General features: G+C 55.0%; 15 protein-coding genes and 1 pseudogene. 6 read left to right on the top strand and 10 right to left on the bottom strand.

Annotated elements, in window-relative coordinates; translation table 11 throughout:
• Positions 1-4: 4 nt before the first annotated feature.
• Positions 5-328, bottom strand: a complete 324-nt coding sequence (locus tag GHO32_RS13485) for a helix-turn-helix domain-containing protein (protein WP_153336120.1) — start codon at positions 326-328, stop codon at positions 5-7.
• A 918-nt stretch (positions 329-1,246) separates the two neighbouring features.
• On the opposite strand from GHO32_RS13485, the gene GHO32_RS13480 reads away from it, so the two are divergent.
• Positions 1,247-2,149, top strand: a complete 903-nt coding sequence (locus GHO32_RS13480) for a hypothetical protein (RefSeq protein WP_153336119.1) — start codon at positions 1,247-1,249, stop codon at positions 2,147-2,149.
• A gap of 218 nt (positions 2,150-2,367) precedes the next feature.
• Here the strand turns inward: GHO32_RS13480 and GHO32_RS13475 are convergent, their stop codons facing one another.
• The 6 genes from GHO32_RS13475 to GHO32_RS13450 form a co-directional block, all read right to left on the bottom strand.
• A complete protein-coding gene (locus GHO32_RS13475; RefSeq protein WP_153336118.1) occupies positions 2,368-2,796 on the bottom strand; it encodes a hypothetical protein in 429 nt (142 codons plus the stop codon).
• The gene (locus GHO32_RS27070; RefSeq protein ID WP_306106473.1) at positions 2,774-3,478 is read right to left on the bottom strand and encodes a polymorphic toxin type 44 domain-containing protein; all 705 of its coding nucleotides are present in this window, start codon (positions 3,476-3,478) and stop codon (positions 2,774-2,776) included. The genes GHO32_RS13475 and GHO32_RS27070 overlap by 23 nt, the downstream gene beginning before the upstream one ends.
• Positions 3,451-3,870: a hypothetical protein gene (locus GHO32_RS13465; RefSeq protein WP_153336117.1), complete on the bottom strand. Its 420-nt coding sequence runs from the start codon at positions 3,868-3,870 to the stop codon at positions 3,451-3,453. The genes GHO32_RS27070 and GHO32_RS13465 overlap by 28 nt, the downstream gene beginning before the upstream one ends.
• Before the next feature lie 558 nt (positions 3,871-4,428).
• Complete coding sequence (locus tag GHO32_RS13460) at positions 4,429-4,776, bottom strand: DUF6124 family protein (protein ID WP_153336116.1); 348 nt, start codon at positions 4,774-4,776, stop codon at positions 4,429-4,431.
• Between the two features lie 422 nt (positions 4,777-5,198).
• A complete protein-coding gene (gene oadA, locus GHO32_RS13455) occupies positions 5,199-7,007 on the bottom strand; it encodes a sodium-extruding oxaloacetate decarboxylase subunit alpha (RefSeq protein WP_153333142.1) in 1,809 nt (602 codons plus the stop codon).
• Between the two features lie 11 nt (positions 7,008-7,018).
• The gene (locus GHO32_RS13450; RefSeq protein ID WP_048373732.1) at positions 7,019-8,434 is read right to left on the bottom strand and encodes an acetyl-CoA carboxylase biotin carboxylase subunit; all 1,416 of its coding nucleotides are present in this window, start codon (positions 8,432-8,434) and stop codon (positions 7,019-7,021) included.
• Positions 8,435-8,626: 192 nt separating this feature from the next.
• Here GHO32_RS13450 and GHO32_RS13445 point away from each other — a divergent pair, with 192 nt between their 5' ends.
• Complete coding sequence (locus GHO32_RS13445) at positions 8,627-9,589, top strand: LysR family transcriptional regulator (protein ID WP_153336115.1); 963 nt, start codon at positions 8,627-8,629, stop codon at positions 9,587-9,589.
• Here the strand turns inward: GHO32_RS13445 and GHO32_RS13440 are convergent.
• The 3 genes and pseudogenes from GHO32_RS13440 to GHO32_RS13430 form a co-directional block, all read right to left on the bottom strand.
• A complete protein-coding gene (locus tag GHO32_RS13440) occupies positions 9,531-9,743 on the bottom strand; it encodes a PA3496 family putative envelope integrity protein (RefSeq protein ID WP_153336114.1) in 213 nt (70 codons plus the stop codon). The genes GHO32_RS13445 and GHO32_RS13440 overlap by 59 nt on opposite strands.
• 192 nt (positions 9,744-9,935) lie before the next feature.
• Entirely contained in the window at positions 9,936-10,802 is an 867-nt protein-coding gene (gene hexR, locus GHO32_RS13435) for a transcriptional regulator HexR (protein WP_048373728.1), read from the bottom strand.
• A 156-nt stretch (positions 10,803-10,958) separates the two neighbouring features.
• Positions 10,959-12,638: pseudogene (locus GHO32_RS13430) on the bottom strand (putative bifunctional diguanylate cyclase/phosphodiesterase); the annotation flags it as partial.
• Between the two features lie 445 nt (positions 12,639-13,083).
• On the opposite strand from GHO32_RS13430, the gene uvrD reads away from it, so the two are divergent.
• From uvrD to GHO32_RS13410, 4 genes are all read left to right on the top strand, one after another.
• Positions 13,084-15,264 carry a DNA helicase II gene (gene uvrD / locus GHO32_RS13425; protein ID WP_153336112.1) on the top strand — a complete coding sequence of 727 codons (2,181 nt, stop codon included), beginning with the start codon at positions 13,084-13,086 and terminating at the stop codon, positions 15,262-15,264.
• Between the two features lie 37 nt (positions 15,265-15,301).
• Positions 15,302-15,742, top strand: a complete 441-nt coding sequence (locus GHO32_RS13420; protein WP_153336111.1) for an EamA family transporter — start codon at positions 15,302-15,304, stop codon at positions 15,740-15,742.
• Positions 15,743-15,942: 200 nt separating this feature from the next.
• Positions 15,943-16,797: a Tim44 domain-containing protein gene (locus GHO32_RS13415; RefSeq protein WP_153338265.1), complete on the top strand. Its 855-nt coding sequence runs from the start codon at positions 15,943-15,945 to the stop codon at positions 16,795-16,797.
• Positions 16,798-16,933: 136 nt separating this feature from the next.
• Positions 16,934-17,341, top strand: coding sequence for an SMI1/KNR4 family protein (locus GHO32_RS13410; protein WP_048373723.1), 408 nt, complete (start codon positions 16,934-16,936; stop codon positions 17,339-17,341).
• Positions 17,342-17,366: the final 25 nt, after the last annotated feature.

The following is a 17,366-nucleotide window of genomic DNA, read 5'->3' as shown; positions in this document are numbered from 1 at the left end:
TTGATCAATACGCCCAACAAGGACTGTTGGGCGTTTTTGGGTTCAGAAGAGACTTAAAATTTTCTTGGCCACGCACCACACCCATTTGCAGACCGAATGGCCTAAAGATGGCATTCAAGGATTTGAGCGTGGGATTGCCCTCGTCGTGCTCAACCTGGATCAACGTACGAACCGAAATTCTGCACATCGCGGCGAACTGGGTTTGCTGTAGCGTCGTGACATCCACCCTCAAACGCTTCACCGCTTGGCCTAGCGTGATCTTGCCCTGCGCCAGATCGGCCTCAACGCTCTCGATCTTCAGTTGGCGCACATCAATGCTCAGGGTCATTTCAGCCCCCACTCTTGCTGAAGCACGTCCCGACTTTTTGATTCATCCTTACGCCCAACGTCACGCCCTGAAAGTGCAATACATTGCAGATAAACGAGGACTTATTAATAAAAATCTGCATTAACGTGCAGATACCATCTGCCAGATTTACCCCCACAGCAAAGCAGGCCTACTGTTTAATGCTTACCTCTGCGCTGAATATCGAGTGCTTAATGCGCTTACGATAAACAAATACTCTATATCAAGGATCACATACGTTACTTTCTGATTTCACATGAAATAGTCACTTCACCTTTAAGGACTACACAAATGAGAAATCAACGTCTTAAAAAAACTCTACTTTTTACGCTTTTCAACGGATGTGTTTTAAGCACAAGTGTCGTGCAGGCAAACTCTGTCAGCCTAAACGTTCAAAACTCAACCCCTGAAGTTTTGCAGCTTGTATCTAGTTCCCCTTCCGGAGTTTTTCCAGCCACTGTTGGGCCAGGGCAGTCGCTCCCGGTCTCATATGATTTTGGGGGAACCTCTTCAGAGATGAGCGCTACCTACAAGCGTGTAGGGACTGGGACTACCTGTAGGTTTTCGGCTTCCCACGTAGTGTATGTATCCGGCCCACGCTTTGCTAAAAGCGCTGTATCAACCGGCGCTACATCTGCGACATGTCTTACATTTCAATCCCCTACATGGAGAATCCCCTACAACTACACTGCAACTTTCGCCTTTTACTACTAACACTTCAGAGCATCAATAATCAGCATTACCTGAATAAATAAACGCAACCCGCCAGTTGCAGATTAATTATTAAAGTTATCTCAACAGACTGTCGATGTACTGCTCGACACAGGCATTTAATGACTTCTAAAGAAACCAGATCTGCAGACCTGAGTTGCCGAGGCTTGCCGATTCAGAGGAATTGTTATGACCGAAATTCGAGCAGATTTTCTGATGAACAATCGGGCTATTGCCCCAGGCGTGACGATTAAGTGGGTTGATAGCTCAACCGCCATGAGCCCACACGCTGCAGCAGCTAAAGCGATGCCTGCCGGTGCAAGCGTCAATGTGTCTTTGTCTGCTGCCGCCCTGGAGATAACAGCCTTGTTACGCCGCACTGCAACCAGTAATGCTTCGGCGGCGGAGGGCTTTGACCCTTTGATGGAAGACCTTCACCAGCAACTCTCCACCCACGGCAAAGAGGCGCAGGCGCTACAAGAGTTGCCTAAGGGGCAGACGCAGCAACGTATCGCTCTGTCTCTGCAGGCGAGCAACTATCTTCTGACATCGCTCTACGGCGGCGAAAAGCTGCACGACACCGTCGCCTCTAACAACCCATTCAGGGCACTGGACAGGCTTTCACTTTCAAATATTGCCTTTGATGCTTCAGGGTCATTTACCTCGATCGAACGTCAGGTCGCGTTTCTGGATTTGACAGCGCGCGATATTGATTTTCGCAACCAGACATTTGATCTACCTGACCCGCTAAACGGCACCGACTTCAAAGCGCCGTGGAACACTCTGACCAGCTACCTGAGGGATGCACAGATGGCATCTGGAATGAGCGAGGGTGAACGGACATGGCGTGGCTGGATGCCAGCCCATGAGCTGCATGCACACGCACAGTCAGTGCTGGATCGCCAAGGCATCGACAAGGTGGACTTTCCCGCTTACTCGAACCTAAAGAGCTCTGGCGATGCGGTGCTGACTGCGGTGATTGATAAAGAAGGCGTTAGCACCTGGATCAATATCCCCGTTGAGAAATTAATCGCCCAAGGGCTGCACCTTGGCCTGATCGAGTCTGCCGCCGATCAAACTCCCACAGATTGAAAAGGAAAAGTCGTACGAAATGCCTGATTTCACCCCTGCGTAGGAGCGAGCTTGCCTCGCGATCTTTTGATCTTAAAAAGATCGCGAGGCAAGCTCGCTCCTACAGGTCGGGGTCAAGTCTCGGGCAAAAAAAGGATCAATGGCGTACCAGGCTTCGATTTCGATCAGGATTTCGCCCGGATTGACGCGATCTTTTCAGGGATCGGTAGCAGCCATTCCTAAGGGACAGTTGCATCAAGTTCAAACCTTACGATCTGAATCTCTCCATTTAATTTAAATATTGAGATGTTAACAAACTTATAAATCGTATTATTAGTTTTTAATTTCACCTTATCTCCTGTAACCTCACGAACAGCGTTGCCACTCTTGGTAACGAGGAACGGCTCCATCTTTTTAGATTTCTCAAGGACCGCTTCGTCACTAGACTGAACCTCCATGAGGAAATACCTGTAAGTGTCCGCCACAGTGGCGCCTCCAGTGTCGTACAGCAATTCATAAACAGCTCCACCTCCGCTGACGTTAGTGGCTGATACCACCTTGCTAGGGTCTGGCCTGAATGGAGAAGATATAAAGATATAGAGTGCCTGTAACAGGCAAATAACCAAAAGCCCCCAGAACGCCCACTTAATAGCCCTTTGATTTTGCATAATCTATGCCCGCCTTAATCCACACTTGGTCAACCGGATCATCCCCATAAGGCGCGTCACCCCAAAAGTAACCAAATTTTTCTTCAGAAGTACCCGCCTTCATCTGCGCGGCTCCAGCGGCTCTCAATAGTACCGCCTCTGGAATTTCGGCCGCCGTACCAACTGCCCCATAATGAAAATTACCAAAACTTTCATATTGAGGCTGTCCATTTTTGTAATCCCACGGACCTCCGTTTCTAACTTTCATATAAAACCAAGAATAAAAATGCGCAGAGCCACGGGATGGATAAAACTGATCGTTCTCCAAAGCCTCCTGCATATTGCTATCTAAAGAGACTCCCGGTGGAGCACCAGGAAGTTTTCCTAATCGGACCAGCTCTTTCGCAGCCTCCACAGCCGCAGCATCAGCGACGGCCAACTGGAGAGATAGTGCCGCAGCCAGACTTACAAGCTGGTTAATTGCTTGCCTCAGCATGACCGCGTCTTTAGCCGCCACGTAGGAGGTTGCGTAACCATCCAGTTGCTCTCTGGCACGCTGAGGATAAAGACCGACAACAGATCCCATGCCTTTCATAGCAATTTGTGTTCGCTGCGACTGGGTGAGCGTCAGCGGATCGCTCCCGGAATAAATATGGGATGTAGCAATAAAAGCAGCTAAATTCTGCTCACTGACACTGACCAAGCCATCAACAATTTTTTATTATTCGCAATGTTTTCTCGAACGTCACTGTGGGAATAGCCAGACTTAGAAAGCTCTTGCTTCACAATAATATCTGTGAGGGCTGATGAGTCGGCATACAGACTATCGACATTATTTTGAGCTTGAGCGAGCGCAGGTATTATTTTCCCTCGCAGATGATGAACATTAAGATCTTTCATCATGCGCTTAAGATCGAAGTCAGACATATCGCCCCAATCTGCTTCAAATTGGGAGACCACTTTACGCCCAATGTAATCAATCGCACTGGCACTACCACTTGTGCTGTTAGTTGAACCAACTACGTAATTAATACCTATTATCTGGGGGTTCATAGGTATACCCCGATTGACTAAAATATTTTTCTCTTTTGGCACAGTTATTTCCTTTTACCTGACAAATATTTTTGAATTGCTTTACAATAAAAATTCAAACTGATAAAAACTGCTTAAACCATTTAATTTATTCGCCGTGACACGGACTAACTGTACGCGCAAAGAAAAGTTAAAACCCCATACATATGTATCTAAATTTAACCCAGGCAATCAGTTTTAAGACACGTATCAACTCTCAGATTAGGATAGATATCAGAAGCGAGCGTGTTTTTTTGCACATATTTCGTACAAGAAAACTCTGTCAGAGCAAATGTTCAAAACTCACACCCCGAGGATTTTCGGTTTGTATCTTGTCCACGCCTTGTTAAAAATGCTAAATCAACGGGCGCTATATCATCGGCATGTAGTACATATCAATGTCCTACATGGATAATCTCCTACAACTAGACGGTAACTTTCGACTTTAACTATTAAGAATCTTGAATATTAATAATCAGCACTGCATAAACATAATCAACCAAGGGCTGTACCTTGGCCTGATCGAGTCTGCCGCCGACCAATCGTTTTAAACGCGCCTGCCGTCACCAGGCGCGCACAGCATTAATGCGTATTCAAACCGTCCAGCGATTTGTCTACGTATGCCCGGGCCAGATCGACCAGATGCAATACCGACAACACCAGATCACGCTGAGCGCCGCTCAAACTATTGCCCACCTCACCTGCCGAAGCACTCGCGCAGCGCAACAACCCTGAAGTTTCGACCAGAGCCGACTCCAAGCTAACGCTGTCACAGATGACAAAGCTTGAAGTTTTGCTGGGTTGAGGCACAGGTGGTTTGAGCAGATAGTGATTTAAGGCGCGATCAGCGGCGGCTTGATCCAATAACGGGTCTGTACTCAGCCCCGTCTCGAGAGGAGTTGCAGGCGGGTCGGGAACTATTTTTTTCATGACGATGACTCCTAGTGGGTTTAAGGAGCTGTCACTGATCGCTACTAAACGATGGGGTGGCAGCCGCACGCAGGTTAGTAGACCGGCACACTAGGAGACCCGGCGCGCCACAAGGGCGCCCTGCGCACGGCCACCATAAAGCTGAGGCCGAAAAAAGGCGCCTCGCAGAGGTGGCGCATTGCGCCTAGTGAGAACCGGGCTACTAAACCCAATCGCTGATTAGCAGCGACGAGGCGAGACTAGACCCCGATTTTGGCTGGCGCAAGCGATGCGAATTTTCTCGGAAGTTTCTGTGGATTGAAAGGGAAACGTCGTACGAAATGCCTGATTTCACCCCCGCGTAAGAGCGGGGTCAAATCTCGGGAAAAAAAAAGGGGAGCACATGCTCCCCCGAGGTTTAAACCGTTTGTATCAATGGCGTATCAGGCTTCGATTTCGATCAGGATTTCGCCCGGGTTGACGCGGTCGCCTTTGATGACGTGGATGGTGACGATTTTGCCGGCGATGGAGGCCTGCACTTCGGTTTCCATTTTCATGGCTTCGGTGATGAGCACCGATTGGCCCGCCTTGACGGTGTCGCCCACGCTGACCAGCACGTCGACGATGTTGCCCGGCATGGCGGTGCTGACGTGGCCCGGCTCGCTGGCTTGTTTGCGCTTGCTGGAGGCGCCGCCGACGAATTCGTTGAGCGGCTCGAACACCACTTCTTCCGGCATGCCGTCGATGGACAGGTAGAAGTGGCGCTTGCCTTCGGCCTTGACGCCTACACCGGTGATGTCGACGCGGTAGCTTTCGCCGTGGACGTCGATCACGAATTCGGTCGGCACGCCTTCGCCGCCCGCTTTGCTCACGCCACCCGCTTCAGGAATCGGCAGCAGCACTTCTGGAGCCAGTGTGCCCGCAGCACGCTCTTCGAGGAATTTGCGGCCGATGTCCGGGAACATGGCGAAGGTCAGCACGTCTTCTTCAGACTTGGCCAGCGCGCCAATTTCGCCGCGCAATTTGGCCATTTCTGGCTTGAGCAGGTCAGCCGGGCGCACGTCGATCAGTTCTTCGTTGCCAATGGCCTGACGACGGAGTTTTTCGTTCACCACGCCCGGCGCTTTGCCGTAGCCACCTTGCAGGTAGAGCTTCACTTCGTTGGTGATGGTCTTGTAGCGCTCGCCTGCCAGGACGTTGAAGAACGCCTGGGTGCCCACGATTTGCGAGGTTGGGGTCACCAGCGGCGGGAAGCCCAGGTCTTCACGCACACGCGGGATCTCGGCCAGCACTTCGCTCATGCGGTTCAGCGCGCCCTGCTCTTTGAGCTGGTTGGCGAGGTTGGAGATCATCCCGCCCGGCACTTGGTTGACTTGTACTCGGGTGTCGACGGCGGTGAATTCGCTTTCAAACTGGTGGTACTTCTTACGCACGGCGTAGAAGTACAGGCCGATTTCCTGCAACAACGCCAGGTCGAGGCCGGTGTCGTATTCGCTGCCTTTAAGGGCCGCGACCATCGACTCGGTGCCCGGGTGGCTGGTGCCCCAAGCAAAGCTGGAGATCGCGGTGTCGATGTGCTCGGCGCCGTTTTCAACCGCTTTGAGCTGGCACATGGCAGCCAGGCCGGCGGTGTCATGGGAGTGGATAAAGATCGGCAGGCCGATTTCAGCCTTCAGCGCTTTGACCAGGTCGCCAGTGGCGAACGGTGTCAGCAGGCCCGCCATGTCTTTGATTGCGATCGAGTCGCAGCCCATGGCTTCCATCTGCTTGGCCTGCGCCACGAACGCCTCGATGGTGTGCACCGGGCTGGTGGTGTAGGCGATGGTGCCTTGTGCGTGCTTGCCAGCGGCTTTGACCGCTTCGATGGCCACACGCAGGTTACGCACGTCGTTCATGGCGTCGAAGATACGGAACACGTCGATACCGTTAACCGCCGCCTTGGCGACGAAGGCTTTAACCACGTCGTCGCTGTAGTGGCGATAGCCCAATAGGTTTTGGCCGCGCAGGAGCATTTGCAGGCGGGTGTTGGGCAATGCCGCACGCAGTTGGCGCAGGCGCTCCCACGGGTCTTCTTTCAGGAAGCGCACACAGGCGTCAAACGTCGCGCCGCCCCACACTTCCAACGACCAGTAGCCGACTTTGTCGAGCTTGTCGCAGATCGGCAGCATGTCTTCGGTGCGCATGCGGGTGGCCAGCAAGGACTGGTGGGCGTCACGCAGGATGGTGTCGGTTACGAAAATTTTCTTGGACATTGTTTTATTCCTCACAGGCCCGCGTGGGCGGCGATGGCGGCGGCGATGGCCAGGGCCAGCTCTTCGGGTTTGCGCTTGATCGAGTAGTTGGTCAGTTCTGGATGGCTTTCTACGAAGCTGGTGTTGAACTGGCCGCTACGAAATTCCGGGTTACGCAGGATTTCCTGGTAATACGCGGCGGTGGTTTTGACCCCTTGCAGACGCATGTCATCCAGGGCGCGCAAACCACGGTCCATCGCTTCTTCCCATGTCAGTGCCCACACCACCAGTTTCAGACACATGGAGTCGTAATACGGTGGGATGGTGTAGCCGGTGTAGATCGCTGTGTCGGTCCGCACGCCAGGCCCGCCGGGCGCGTAGTAACGGGTGATCTTGCCGAAGCTGGGCAGGAAGTTGTTTTTCGGGTCTTCAGCGTTGATCCGAAATTGCAGGGCATAGCCACGGTGCTGAATGTCTTCTTGCTTGATCGACAGCGGCAGGCCAGAGGCGATGCGGATTTGCTCGCGAACAATGTCGATGCCGGTGATTTCTTCGGTGATGGTGTGTTCCACCTGCACCCGGGTGTTCATCTCCATGAAGTACACCTCGCCTTCGGCGAGCAGGAACTCCACAGTACCGGCGTTTTCGTAGCCCACGGCCTTGGCTGCGCGCACGGACAGGTCGCCGATGTAGGCGCGTTGTTCCGGGGTCAGTTGAGGGCTTGGGGCAATTTCGATGAGCTTTTGGTTACGACGCTGGATCGAGCAGTCGCGCTCAAACAAGTGCACGACGTTGCCGAAGCTGTCACCGAGGATCTGCGCCTCGATGTGCTTGGGGTTAACGATACATTTTTCGAGGAAGACTTCAGCCGAGCCAAACGCTTTGGTGGCTTCGGATATCACACGCGGGAACGCTTGCTCCAGCTCTTCGCGGCTGTTGCAGCGACGAATACCACGACCGCCACCGCCTGAGGTGGCTTTGAGCATGACCGGGTAACCGATACGGTCGCCTTCGATCAACGCTTCGTGGATGTCGGCAACGTTGCCTTCGGTGCCCGGCGTTACCGGCACACCGGCCTTGATCATGCTGCGGCGGGCTTCGGTCTTGTCGCCCATGCGGCGAATGACTTCGGCGGCCGGGCCGATGAACTTGATGCCGCGTTCGGCACAGATATCCGCCAGCTCGGCATTCTCTGACAAAAAGCCATAACCGGGATGCAACGCATCGCAGCCGGTTTCAACGGCCAGGTTCACCAGCTTGCGCGGGTTCAAGTAACCGGCCAGCGGGTCTTCGCCAATGCTGTGTGCTTCGTCCGCACGCTTGACGTGCAAAGCGTGGCGATCAGCCTCGGAATAAACCGCTACGGAGCGTATGCCCATCTCTGCGCAGGCACGCACGATACGGACGGCAATTTCTCCGCGGTTGGCGATCAGGATCTTTTTTATCACTTGGATTTTTCCCTAAAGCCCATGGAACAAACGACCTGCTAGACCAGGTCCGCACGTGTCCAAATGTGTCTGAACCGTTGCGTTGTCACACTAGTCCTACGCATGAATAAACAAAAATCAATAATTCTTGGGTCTGCCATAAGCAAAGACTTATAGTCAGGCCACTCACTTGCTTTAAGAAAAATTAATAAAATGCGTAAGTCATTGATGCGTATAACTTTTCGTCAACTTCAGGTGTTCAATGAGGTGTGCGATTTGCGCTCTTACAGCCGTGCAGCAGAAGAAATGTCGCTGACGCAACCCGCCGTAAGTCTACAAATTCGTCAGTTGGAAGAGCTGATTGGCCAGCCTTTGTTCGATTATGTGGGCAAAAAGCTCTACCTCACTGAAGCGGCTGAAGCGCTTAAGCTGGCCAGCCGGGATATTTTCGGGCGTCTCGAAAACCTCGATATGCAGCTGTCGGACATGCTGGGCTCGTTGCAAGGCCAACTGAAACTGGCCATCGAATCGAGCGCTAAATATTTCGTGCCGCATTTATTTGCCGCCTTCAAGCGCCAGCACCCAGAGGTCAATTTGCAGCTCACGGTGGTCAATCGGGCACAAGCCGTGCGCAGGCTTTCGGATAACCGCGATGACCTGGTGATCATGTCGATGGTGCCGCTGGACATGGGCCTGGAGTTTCTACCGTTCCTGAATAACCCCATCGTCGCCGTCGCTCCGGCCGGGCATCCGCTGTGTGATCGCGGTTCGCTGCGTTTGCAAGACCTTGAACCGTATACCTTGCTGATGCGCGAGCAAGGTTCGGGTACGCGCATGGCGTGTGAGGAGTACTTCAAGGAAAAGCGCGTGCACTTCAATCAAACCCTGGAAGTGTCATCGAACGAGTCGCAACGTGAGTGCGCAGTAGCCGGGTTAGGCGTGGCGCTGTTAACGCGCCACGCCGTCAGCCTGGAGCTGGCGACCGGCCTGCTGCATGAGCTGCCGGTCGAAGAATTGCCGCTGTATCGCAGTTGGTGCCTGGTGCAGGCCAAAGCCAAGCGCCTGTCACCGGTGGCGCATGCGTTCCTGGAATTTATTCGCAGTGAACGCCAACAAATCAGCGCGCTGGTTGAGCGGTTCGACGGCCACTTGCCGACGGGGTCTGCCAGTAATTGATTGCAGCGATATCAGGGTAATCGGCTGTTTCCAGGCGCAGCTGACGCTGGTCCGTAAGGTCTTCAATCGCACGACGAAAGGCCATGCGACGCTGGTCTTCTTGTTGACGGCGGGTTTTGACGGCGCTGTTGCGTTCTTCGTAAGGCTGGGCCATTTCGAGTCTCCCAAGGCGTGTACGGGAGTTTCACGATGGACTTTGTTTGTGACGACTTTGCGAACGTGCAGTGACAGGGGGATGAAACTGTGGGAGCGGGCTTGCTCGCGATTCAGACAACACGGTTTACCTGAATGATCGCAGCGATTCCATCGCGAGCAAGCCCGCTCCCACCGTGGATCTTCAACGCTCTTAATCTTCGTGGCTTTTCAGCGATTTTGGCGACAGGCGCAGGCTGCGAAGGCTGCGTTTAACGCTTTTAAGGTGGTTGACCAGGCTCGGGCCGCGGGCCATGGCAACGCCCATCGCCAACACGTCAATCACCACCAGATGGGCGATACGCGAGGTCAGCGGGGTATAGATTTCGGTGTCTTCGTGCACGTCGATCGCCAGGTTCACCGTCGCCAGTTCAGCCAATGGCGTTTGGCTTGGGCACAGGGTAATCAGCGTCGCGCCACTTTCACGCACCAGGTTGGCGGTGATCAGCAAGTCTTTGGAACGCCCGGACTGCGAGATGCAAATGGCCACGTCTGTCGGCTTTAGGGTTACCGCCGACATCGCCTGCATGTGCGGGTCGGAATACGCCGCCGCCGTCAGCAACAACCGGAAAAACTTATGCTGCGCATCCGCCGCCACAGCGCCCGATGCACCAAAGCCATAAAACTCCACCCGTTGCGCTTGCGACATGGCGGTCACGGCCTGCTGCAACGCCACCGGGTCGAGCTTCTCGCGCACGTCCATCAAGGTGTGCAGCGTGGTGTCGAAGATTTTCAGGCTGTAATCGGCAACCGAATCGTCTTCATGAATCGCAAACTGACCAAAACTGGCACCCGCTGCCAGGCTTTGCGCCAGCTTGAGTTTTAGGTCCTGAAACCCCGAACAGCCGATCGCCCGGCAAAAGCGCACGATGGTGGGTTCGCTGATACCCACGCTGTGAGCAAGGTCGGCCATGGAACTGTGCATTACAGCCGCAGGATCAAGCAGCACGTGATCGGCGACCTTGAGTTCCGATTTACGTAACAAGTGGCGTGACTGGGCGATATGTTGCAGCAGGTTCAAAAGGCAGGACTCGGTCTGGAAGCGGCGGGCGCCGGGGATGTAGCAATCTTGTAGTTATACTACAAGAATTCGTTTTTTGCCCAACCAATACGTCGTAGTCTCGCAAGCCTTATCGGTAAAATGCCGTGTTTTCCGGGCATGTAGCCTTTCTCACCACTACCTAATGGCGACACCGGCCCGCAATAAATCGGCCATGGCCTGAGCGTTGGTCGGACTGCTGATCAAGTAACCCTGCACTTCGTCGCACTGATGCTCCTTGAGAAACGCCAGTTGCACTTCGTTTTCAACGCCCTCGGCCACCACTTTCAACTCCAGGCTGTGGGCCATGGCAATGATCGCCTTGGTGATGGCATCGTCCTCAACACAGGTGCCCACGCCACGGATAAACGTCTGGTCAATTTTTACGTAGTCCACGGCAAAGCGCTTGAGGTAGCTGAGCGATGAGTAGCCAGTGCCGAAGTCATCAATGGCCAGTTTCACGCCCAATTCATGCAATTGCTGGAAGGTGGCGATCACGTAGTCGACATTTTCTAGCAACTGGCTTTCGGTGATCTCAAGCTCCAGGCAGTGCGGCGCCAGCCCGGTATCTTCCAGCACCTGGCGCACCAGGCTAACCAGGTTGCCCTGGCGCAATTGATGGCCCGACAGGTTCACCGACACCCGTATTGGCGCCAGCCCCGCCTCTTGCCATTGCGCGGCCTGACGACAGGCCTCACGCAGCACAAATTCACCGATCAGCACGATAAGGCCAGTTTCTTCAGCCAGCGCGATAAAGTCGCTCGGCGACACACTGCCCAACTCGGGGTGATCCCAACGCACCAAGGCTTCAGCGGAATCCAGACGGCCGTTTTTGAGGCAAAGCTTGGGCTGATAAAAAACGCTGAGTTTGCGTTCGCCAATGGCTTTGCGCAGTTGATTTTCCAACTGCAAACGCTCAAGAGTGCCGTGTTGCAAGCTGTGACTGAAAAACTGAAACGTCCCGCCGCCCAAGTGTTTGGCCTGTTGCATGGCTTTGTTGGCCTGACTGACCAACTGGGCGATGTCTCGAGCGCCATCGGGCAACAGGCTGATCCCCATTGATGCGCTCACCACCAACTCGTGGCCGTCGACCACTATTGGCCGGCTCAGCTTGCCCATTAGCCGCGTGGCAACCCGCGCCAGACTGGTCAGGCTGCCGTAGGCATCGAACAGCACAGCGAACTCATCGCTGGAGAGGCGCGAAATAGTGTCGGCTTCGGGCAATGCCTTGGTCAGGCGCTCTGCAATTTTTTGCAGCACTTGGTCCGCCAGCTCCGGCCCGAGGCTGTCATTGAGCAACTTGAAGCGATCCAGGTCGATGTGCAGCAATGCCAGGTTTCTTGACGTGCCTTGGCGGACGCGCTGATTGGCCTCTTCCAGACGCTCTTTAAATAGCAGCCGATTGGCCAGCCCGGTCAGTTCATCAAAATGCGTCAGGTGACGCACCCGCGCCTCAACGATACGCCGCGCCGACAGGTCGGTAATAAAGGCCACGATATGGCTAACCTGCGCGGCATCGTCACGCACCACCTTGAGTTGCAACCATTGCGGGTAGAGTTCGCCGTTCTTGCGGGTTTCTACCAGTTCACCCAGCCAACTGTCGTGCTCTGCCAGCGAGGCCTGAATGATCGGAAAATGCCGCCGCGCATCACGGCTGCAGGCCAGCTCATCGACCCGGCGACCCACCAGCTCTTCCACGGCATACCCGCTGATCCGGCTGAACGCCTGGTTGACCGTGAGCATTTTGTAGGTGGGATCAAGAATCACAATGCCTTCGCTGGCGGCCTCGAACACCGTCGACGCCAGCCGACGCTGCTCGACCTCGCGGGCAAGTTCAGCGTTGAGCTGCTCACTGCGAAAATTGGCGTCCTGCAGTTCTTCGAACACGCTTTTGAATTTTTTATTACGTACTTTGCGACGCTGATTAATCAGATCGATTCGCCAGACGAATGCACCCAGCAGAGCCAGAAAAAGCCCGAATCCTAAGCCGGAATAAATCCCCAGGGAGGTAAAACTCTGATTCATCGGCAACGTTCTTATTCAAGGGAGATGAGCCAAAAAGTCGCCCGAGCATACACAAGCAGTGCCCACGACCACACGATGAGACGTCAAAAAATAGACGACATTATTGCAGTTAACCAAACCAATGACGTAACGGCCTGTAGACACTCTTTTTTGACGTTTGGCACAACGCCACGACAGACGGCCCAACAGAACTGGATTGGTGTTTGCCCGGTTTGCCCCGGCACCCTAGAATGCGTCGATGCGCGAAGATCTCTCTCTCTTATTAAATTCCCTCAACGATGCCCAACGTCAGGCCGTCACGGCCAGTATTGGGCGTCAGTTGGTCCTGGCCGGCGCAGGTTCCGGCAAAACCCGTGTGCTGGTGCACCGTATCGCCTGGTTGATCCAGGTCGAAAACGCATCCCCGCACTCCGTGTTGTCGGTGACCTTCACCAACAAGGCCGCTGCCGAGATGCGTCATCGTATCGAGCAGCTTATGGGAATCAACCCGGCCGGCATGTGGGTGGGCACCTTCCACGGCCTGGCACACCGCCTGCTGCGGGCTCACTGGCAAGAAGCCGGTTTGAGCCAGACCTTCCAGATTCTCGACAGCGATGACCAGCAACGCCTGGTCAAGCGGGTGATTCGTGATTTGGGGCTCGATGAGCAGCGCTGGCCGGTGCGTCAGGCCCAATGGTTTATCAACGGCCAGAAAGATGAAGGTCTGCGCCCACAGCACATTCAAGCCAGCGGCGATTTGTTCCTGGGCACCATGCGCAGCATTTATGAAGCCTACGAGGCCGCCTGCCAGCGTGCAGGCGTGATCGACTTCTCTGAGCTGCTGTTGCGTGCCCTCGATCTGTGGCGCGACCATCCGGGCTTGCTGGAACATTACCAAAAACGCTTCCGGCACATCCTGGTCGACGAATTCCAGGACACCAACGCCGTGCAATACGCCTGGCTGCGTTTGCTCGCCAAAGGTGGCGACAGCTTGATGGTGGTGGGCGATGACGATCAGTCAATTTACGGCTGGCGCGGCGCCAAGATCGAAAACATTTACCAGTACTCGACCGACTTCCCGGACGCCGAAACCATTCGTCTGGAGCAAAACTATCGCTCCACGGCCGGCATCCTCAAAGCCGCTAATGCCCTGATTGCCAACAACAGCGGGCGCATGGGCAAAGAGCTGTGGACCGACGGCGGTGATGGCGAAGCGATCAATTTGTACGCGGCCTTCAACGAGCATGATGAAGCCCGCTATGTGGTCGAAACCATCCAGAGCGCGTTGAACACCGGTTTGGCCCGCAACGACATCGCTATTTTGTACCGCTCCAACGCCCAGTCGCGGGTGCTGGAAGAAGCCTTGCTGCGCGAGCGTATCCCGTACCGTATTTATGGCGGCCAGCGCTTCTTTGAACGCGCTGAAATCAAAAACGCCATGGCTTATATGCGCTTGCTCGAAGGCCGCGGCAACGATGCGGCACTGGAGCGGGTGATCAACGTTCCGGCGCGGGGCATCGGTGAAAAAACCGTCGAGGCCATCCGCGAGCACGCCCGTCACAGCGATGTGTCAATGTGGGAAGCCATGCGCCAGCTGATCGCCAATAAAGCCTTGCCGGGCCGTGCCTCTGGCGCCATCGCAGGCTTTATCGAGCTGATTGAGAACCTCGCCGCCAAAGTCATGGACATGCCGCTGCACCTGATGACCCAGACCGTGATCGAGCAAAGTGGGCTGATTGCCTACCACGAGGCGGAGAAAGGTGAAAAAGGCCAGGCCCGGGTAGAAAACCTTGAGGAACTGGTGAGCGCGGCGCGCAACTTCGAAAGCAATGAAGAAGACGAAGAGCTGTCGCCTCTGGCCGCCTTCCTCGGTCATGCCTCGCTGGAAGCCGGTGATACCCAGGCTGAAGAGCACGAAGACGGTATCCAGCTGATGACGCTGCACAGCGCCAAAGGCCTGGAGTTCCCGTACGTGTTTCTGGTGGGCATGGAAGAAGGACTGTTCCCGCACAAGATGAGCCTGGAAGAGCCTGGCCGCCTTGAAGAGGAACGTCGCCTGGCCTACGTGGGCATCACCCGGGCGATGCACAACCTGGTCATGACCTATGCAGAAACCCGACGCCTCTATGGCGCCGAAACCTACAACAAGGTTTCGCGCTTCGTGCGTGAAGTACCAAAAGGTCTGATCCAGGAAGTTCGTCTGTCCAACAGTGTTAGTCGCCCTTTCGGCGGCCAGAAACAAAGCGCCAGCACGCTGTTCGGCGGTTCGGAGATTCCCGAAACCGAATTCAAACTGGGCCAGTTGGTTAAGCACGCCGTGTTTGGTGAAGGCGTGATCCTTAATTTTGAAGGCGCCGGCGCACAGGCACGGGTGCAGGTGAACTTCCCCGACGGCAGCAAGTGGCTGATGATGGGCTACGCCAAGCTCGAGGCCGTCTGACAAGAACTGACTGCCATTCAACGGTAAGGTAGGCAATATGGGCTCAGGTTTTTTCTCTTCCTGGACATTCTGGGCCTTGTTGTCAGCCACGTTTGCGGCGCTGACGGCAATTTTTGCCAAAATCGGCATCGAGAATGTCAATTCGGACTTCGCCACCTTGCTGCGCACCCTTGTGGTGCTGGTGAGTCTGGCCCTGATTCTGTACGCCACCGGGCAATATCAGCCCCTGGGATCGATCTCACCACGCAGTTACCTGTTTTTACTGCTCTCTGGCCTGGCCACCGGTGCGTCGTGGATCTGCTACTTTCGCGCCCTTAAACTGGGCCCTGCTTCTTTGGTCGCACCGGTGGACAAGCTCAGCGTGGTACTGGTGGCGATCATTGGTGTAGTGCTACTGGGTGAAAGACTCGACCTGCGCCAATGGGGGGGTATCGGCTTGATTACCGCAGGTGTGGTGATGCTGGTGCTCAAGCGTTAGGCCCGACATTACAGCCTGCGGCAACAGCCAAAAAAGACTCTGGCTGGCCCTGCGATCTTGTATTTTTCACAGAAGCCACAAGATACAGAGAACCTTCCTACACCCAATCAGGCAAAAGCCCGAAACATTTCACTGCTAGCCAGTCACACCTCACCTGTGCAACATGGCGCGCGTGTCATCCACAAATGGGAACTCCCTTTATGAAACGTTTTCTTAGCATCGCCATGGCGTTGTGCATCGGTTTAACGATGAGCCTCGACGCGAACGCCAAACGCTTCGGCGGCGGCAAAAGCGCCGGTTCAGCGCCAAGCCATCAAACTCGCCAAGCGGCTCCAGCCGCAGCAGCTCCTGCTGCCGCAGGCGCTGCGGGCGCCGCTGCCAAAGCCGGCGGTGCTTCGCGCTGGCTCGGCCCCCTGGCTGGCCTCGCGGCTGGCGGCCTGCTGGCCTCCATGTTCATGGGTGGCGGCTTCCAGGGCATGCAGTTCTTCGACATCCTGATCATGGCGGTCATCGCCTTTGTGATCTTCCGCTTCATTGCCGCGCGTCGACGCAAGCAACAAGCTGACATGGCGCCAGCTGGCCATGCACCGATGCAGCGCGAAGTGTTCGAGCAAAAGCCAGCCTTGAACTCGATCTTCGGCGGTTCGGCTGCTCCTGCCGCAGCCCGTCCGGTGATCAACGCACCGGCCTGGTTCAACGAACAAAGCTTCCTGGAAGCTGCGCGTAACCATTTCCAATCCCTGCAACAGCACTGGGATGCCAACGAAATGGACAAAATCGCCGAGTTCGTGACCCCGCAAATGCTTGAGTTCCTCAAGCGCGAGCGTGCGGAGCTGGGCGACGGCTTCCAGTCGACCTACATCGACGATCTGCAGGTTCAACTTGAAGGTGTGGATGATCGCGCCGACAAGACGATCGCCACCCTGACCTTCAGCGGCGTATCCAAGAACTCGCGTTTCGACCAAGGCGAAGCGTTCAGCGAAAGCTGGAACATGGAACGCCCACAAGGCGAGAACCAGCCTTGGCTGGTTGCCGGTATCCGCCAGAACGGCTGATCCCTCAGGTATTACATGCTGTAACCAAAGCCCCGGACTTGTCCGGGGCTTTGCATTTCACGATTGCACTTATAACGAGCTACTGTATAAAGCCCGTCATATAAACCGCGCCATACAGAGCATGAGGATTGAGGTCGTGGAAGAAATTATCGAACAATTACGTGAAGCCAACGAACCGGTACCTGTTCCTTTGGAACTGCCTGACGAGGACCTGCTGGTCGAAATCGAAGAACAATTGTTCATCGATATTCCTTTTGTCTTCCGGGAGTTTTTGCTGACTGTCAGCGACGTTGTCTATGGCAGCCTGGAGCCGGTCACCGTGACCGACCCTCAGTCCCACACCTACTTGCCGGATGTGGCAGCGAACGCCTGGGATGCCGGCGTTGATCGCAGCCTGATCCCCATCTGCCAGGACGGTGACGACTTCTACTGCGTCGAAGAAGACGGCACCGTGGTGCTGTGGTCCGCAGAAGAAGAGCTGGTCACCGAAGAAACCTGGGAGTCGGTTTGGCACTGGGCCCGCGACGTCTGGCTGGAAAGCTGATAAACACCCTGCAGGAGCGAGCTTG

The sequence above is a fragment of the Pseudomonas sp. FSL R10-2189 genome (genome assembly GCF_009600325.1).
GTDB lineage: Bacteria > Pseudomonadota > Gammaproteobacteria > Pseudomonadales > Pseudomonadaceae > Aquipseudomonas > Aquipseudomonas helleri.
Note: the sequence above shows the minus strand (reverse complement) of the source record. Positions and strands in the feature narration are given on the sequence as shown.

Excerpts from the sequence above, each read along its gene's own strand:
- GHO32_RS13415 (WP_153338265.1), top strand. The coding sequence starts at position 15,943 with ATGAAACGTTTTCTTAGCATCGCCATGGCGTTGTGCATCGGTTTAACG.
- GHO32_RS13460 (WP_153336116.1), bottom strand. The coding sequence starts at position 4,776 with ATGAAAAAAATAGTTCCCGACCCGCCTGCAACTCCTCTCGAGACGGGG.
- GHO32_RS13485 (WP_153336120.1), bottom strand. The coding sequence starts at position 328 with ATGACCCTGAGCATTGATGTGCGCCAACTGAAGATCGAGAGCGTTGAG.
- uvrD (WP_153336112.1), top strand. The coding sequence starts at position 13,084 with ATGCGCGAAGATCTCTCTCTCTTATTAAATTCCCTCAACGATGCCCAA.
- GHO32_RS13440 (WP_153336114.1), bottom strand. The coding sequence starts at position 9,743 with ATGGCCCAGCCTTACGAAGAACGCAACAGCGCCGTCAAAACCCGCCGT.
- oadA (WP_153333142.1), bottom strand. The coding sequence starts at position 7,007 with ATGTCCAAGAAAATTTTCGTAACCGACACCATCCTGCGTGACGCCCAC.
- GHO32_RS13475 (WP_153336118.1), bottom strand. The coding sequence starts at position 2,796 with ATGCAAAATCAAAGGGCTATTAAGTGGGCGTTCTGGGGGCTTTTGGTT.
- GHO32_RS13445 (WP_153336115.1), top strand. The coding sequence starts at position 8,627 with ATGCGTAAGTCATTGATGCGTATAACTTTTCGTCAACTTCAGGTGTTC.
- GHO32_RS13480 (WP_153336119.1), top strand. The coding sequence starts at position 1,247 with ATGACCGAAATTCGAGCAGATTTTCTGATGAACAATCGGGCTATTGCC.
- GHO32_RS13420 (WP_153336111.1), top strand. The coding sequence starts at position 15,302 with ATGGGCTCAGGTTTTTTCTCTTCCTGGACATTCTGGGCCTTGTTGTCA.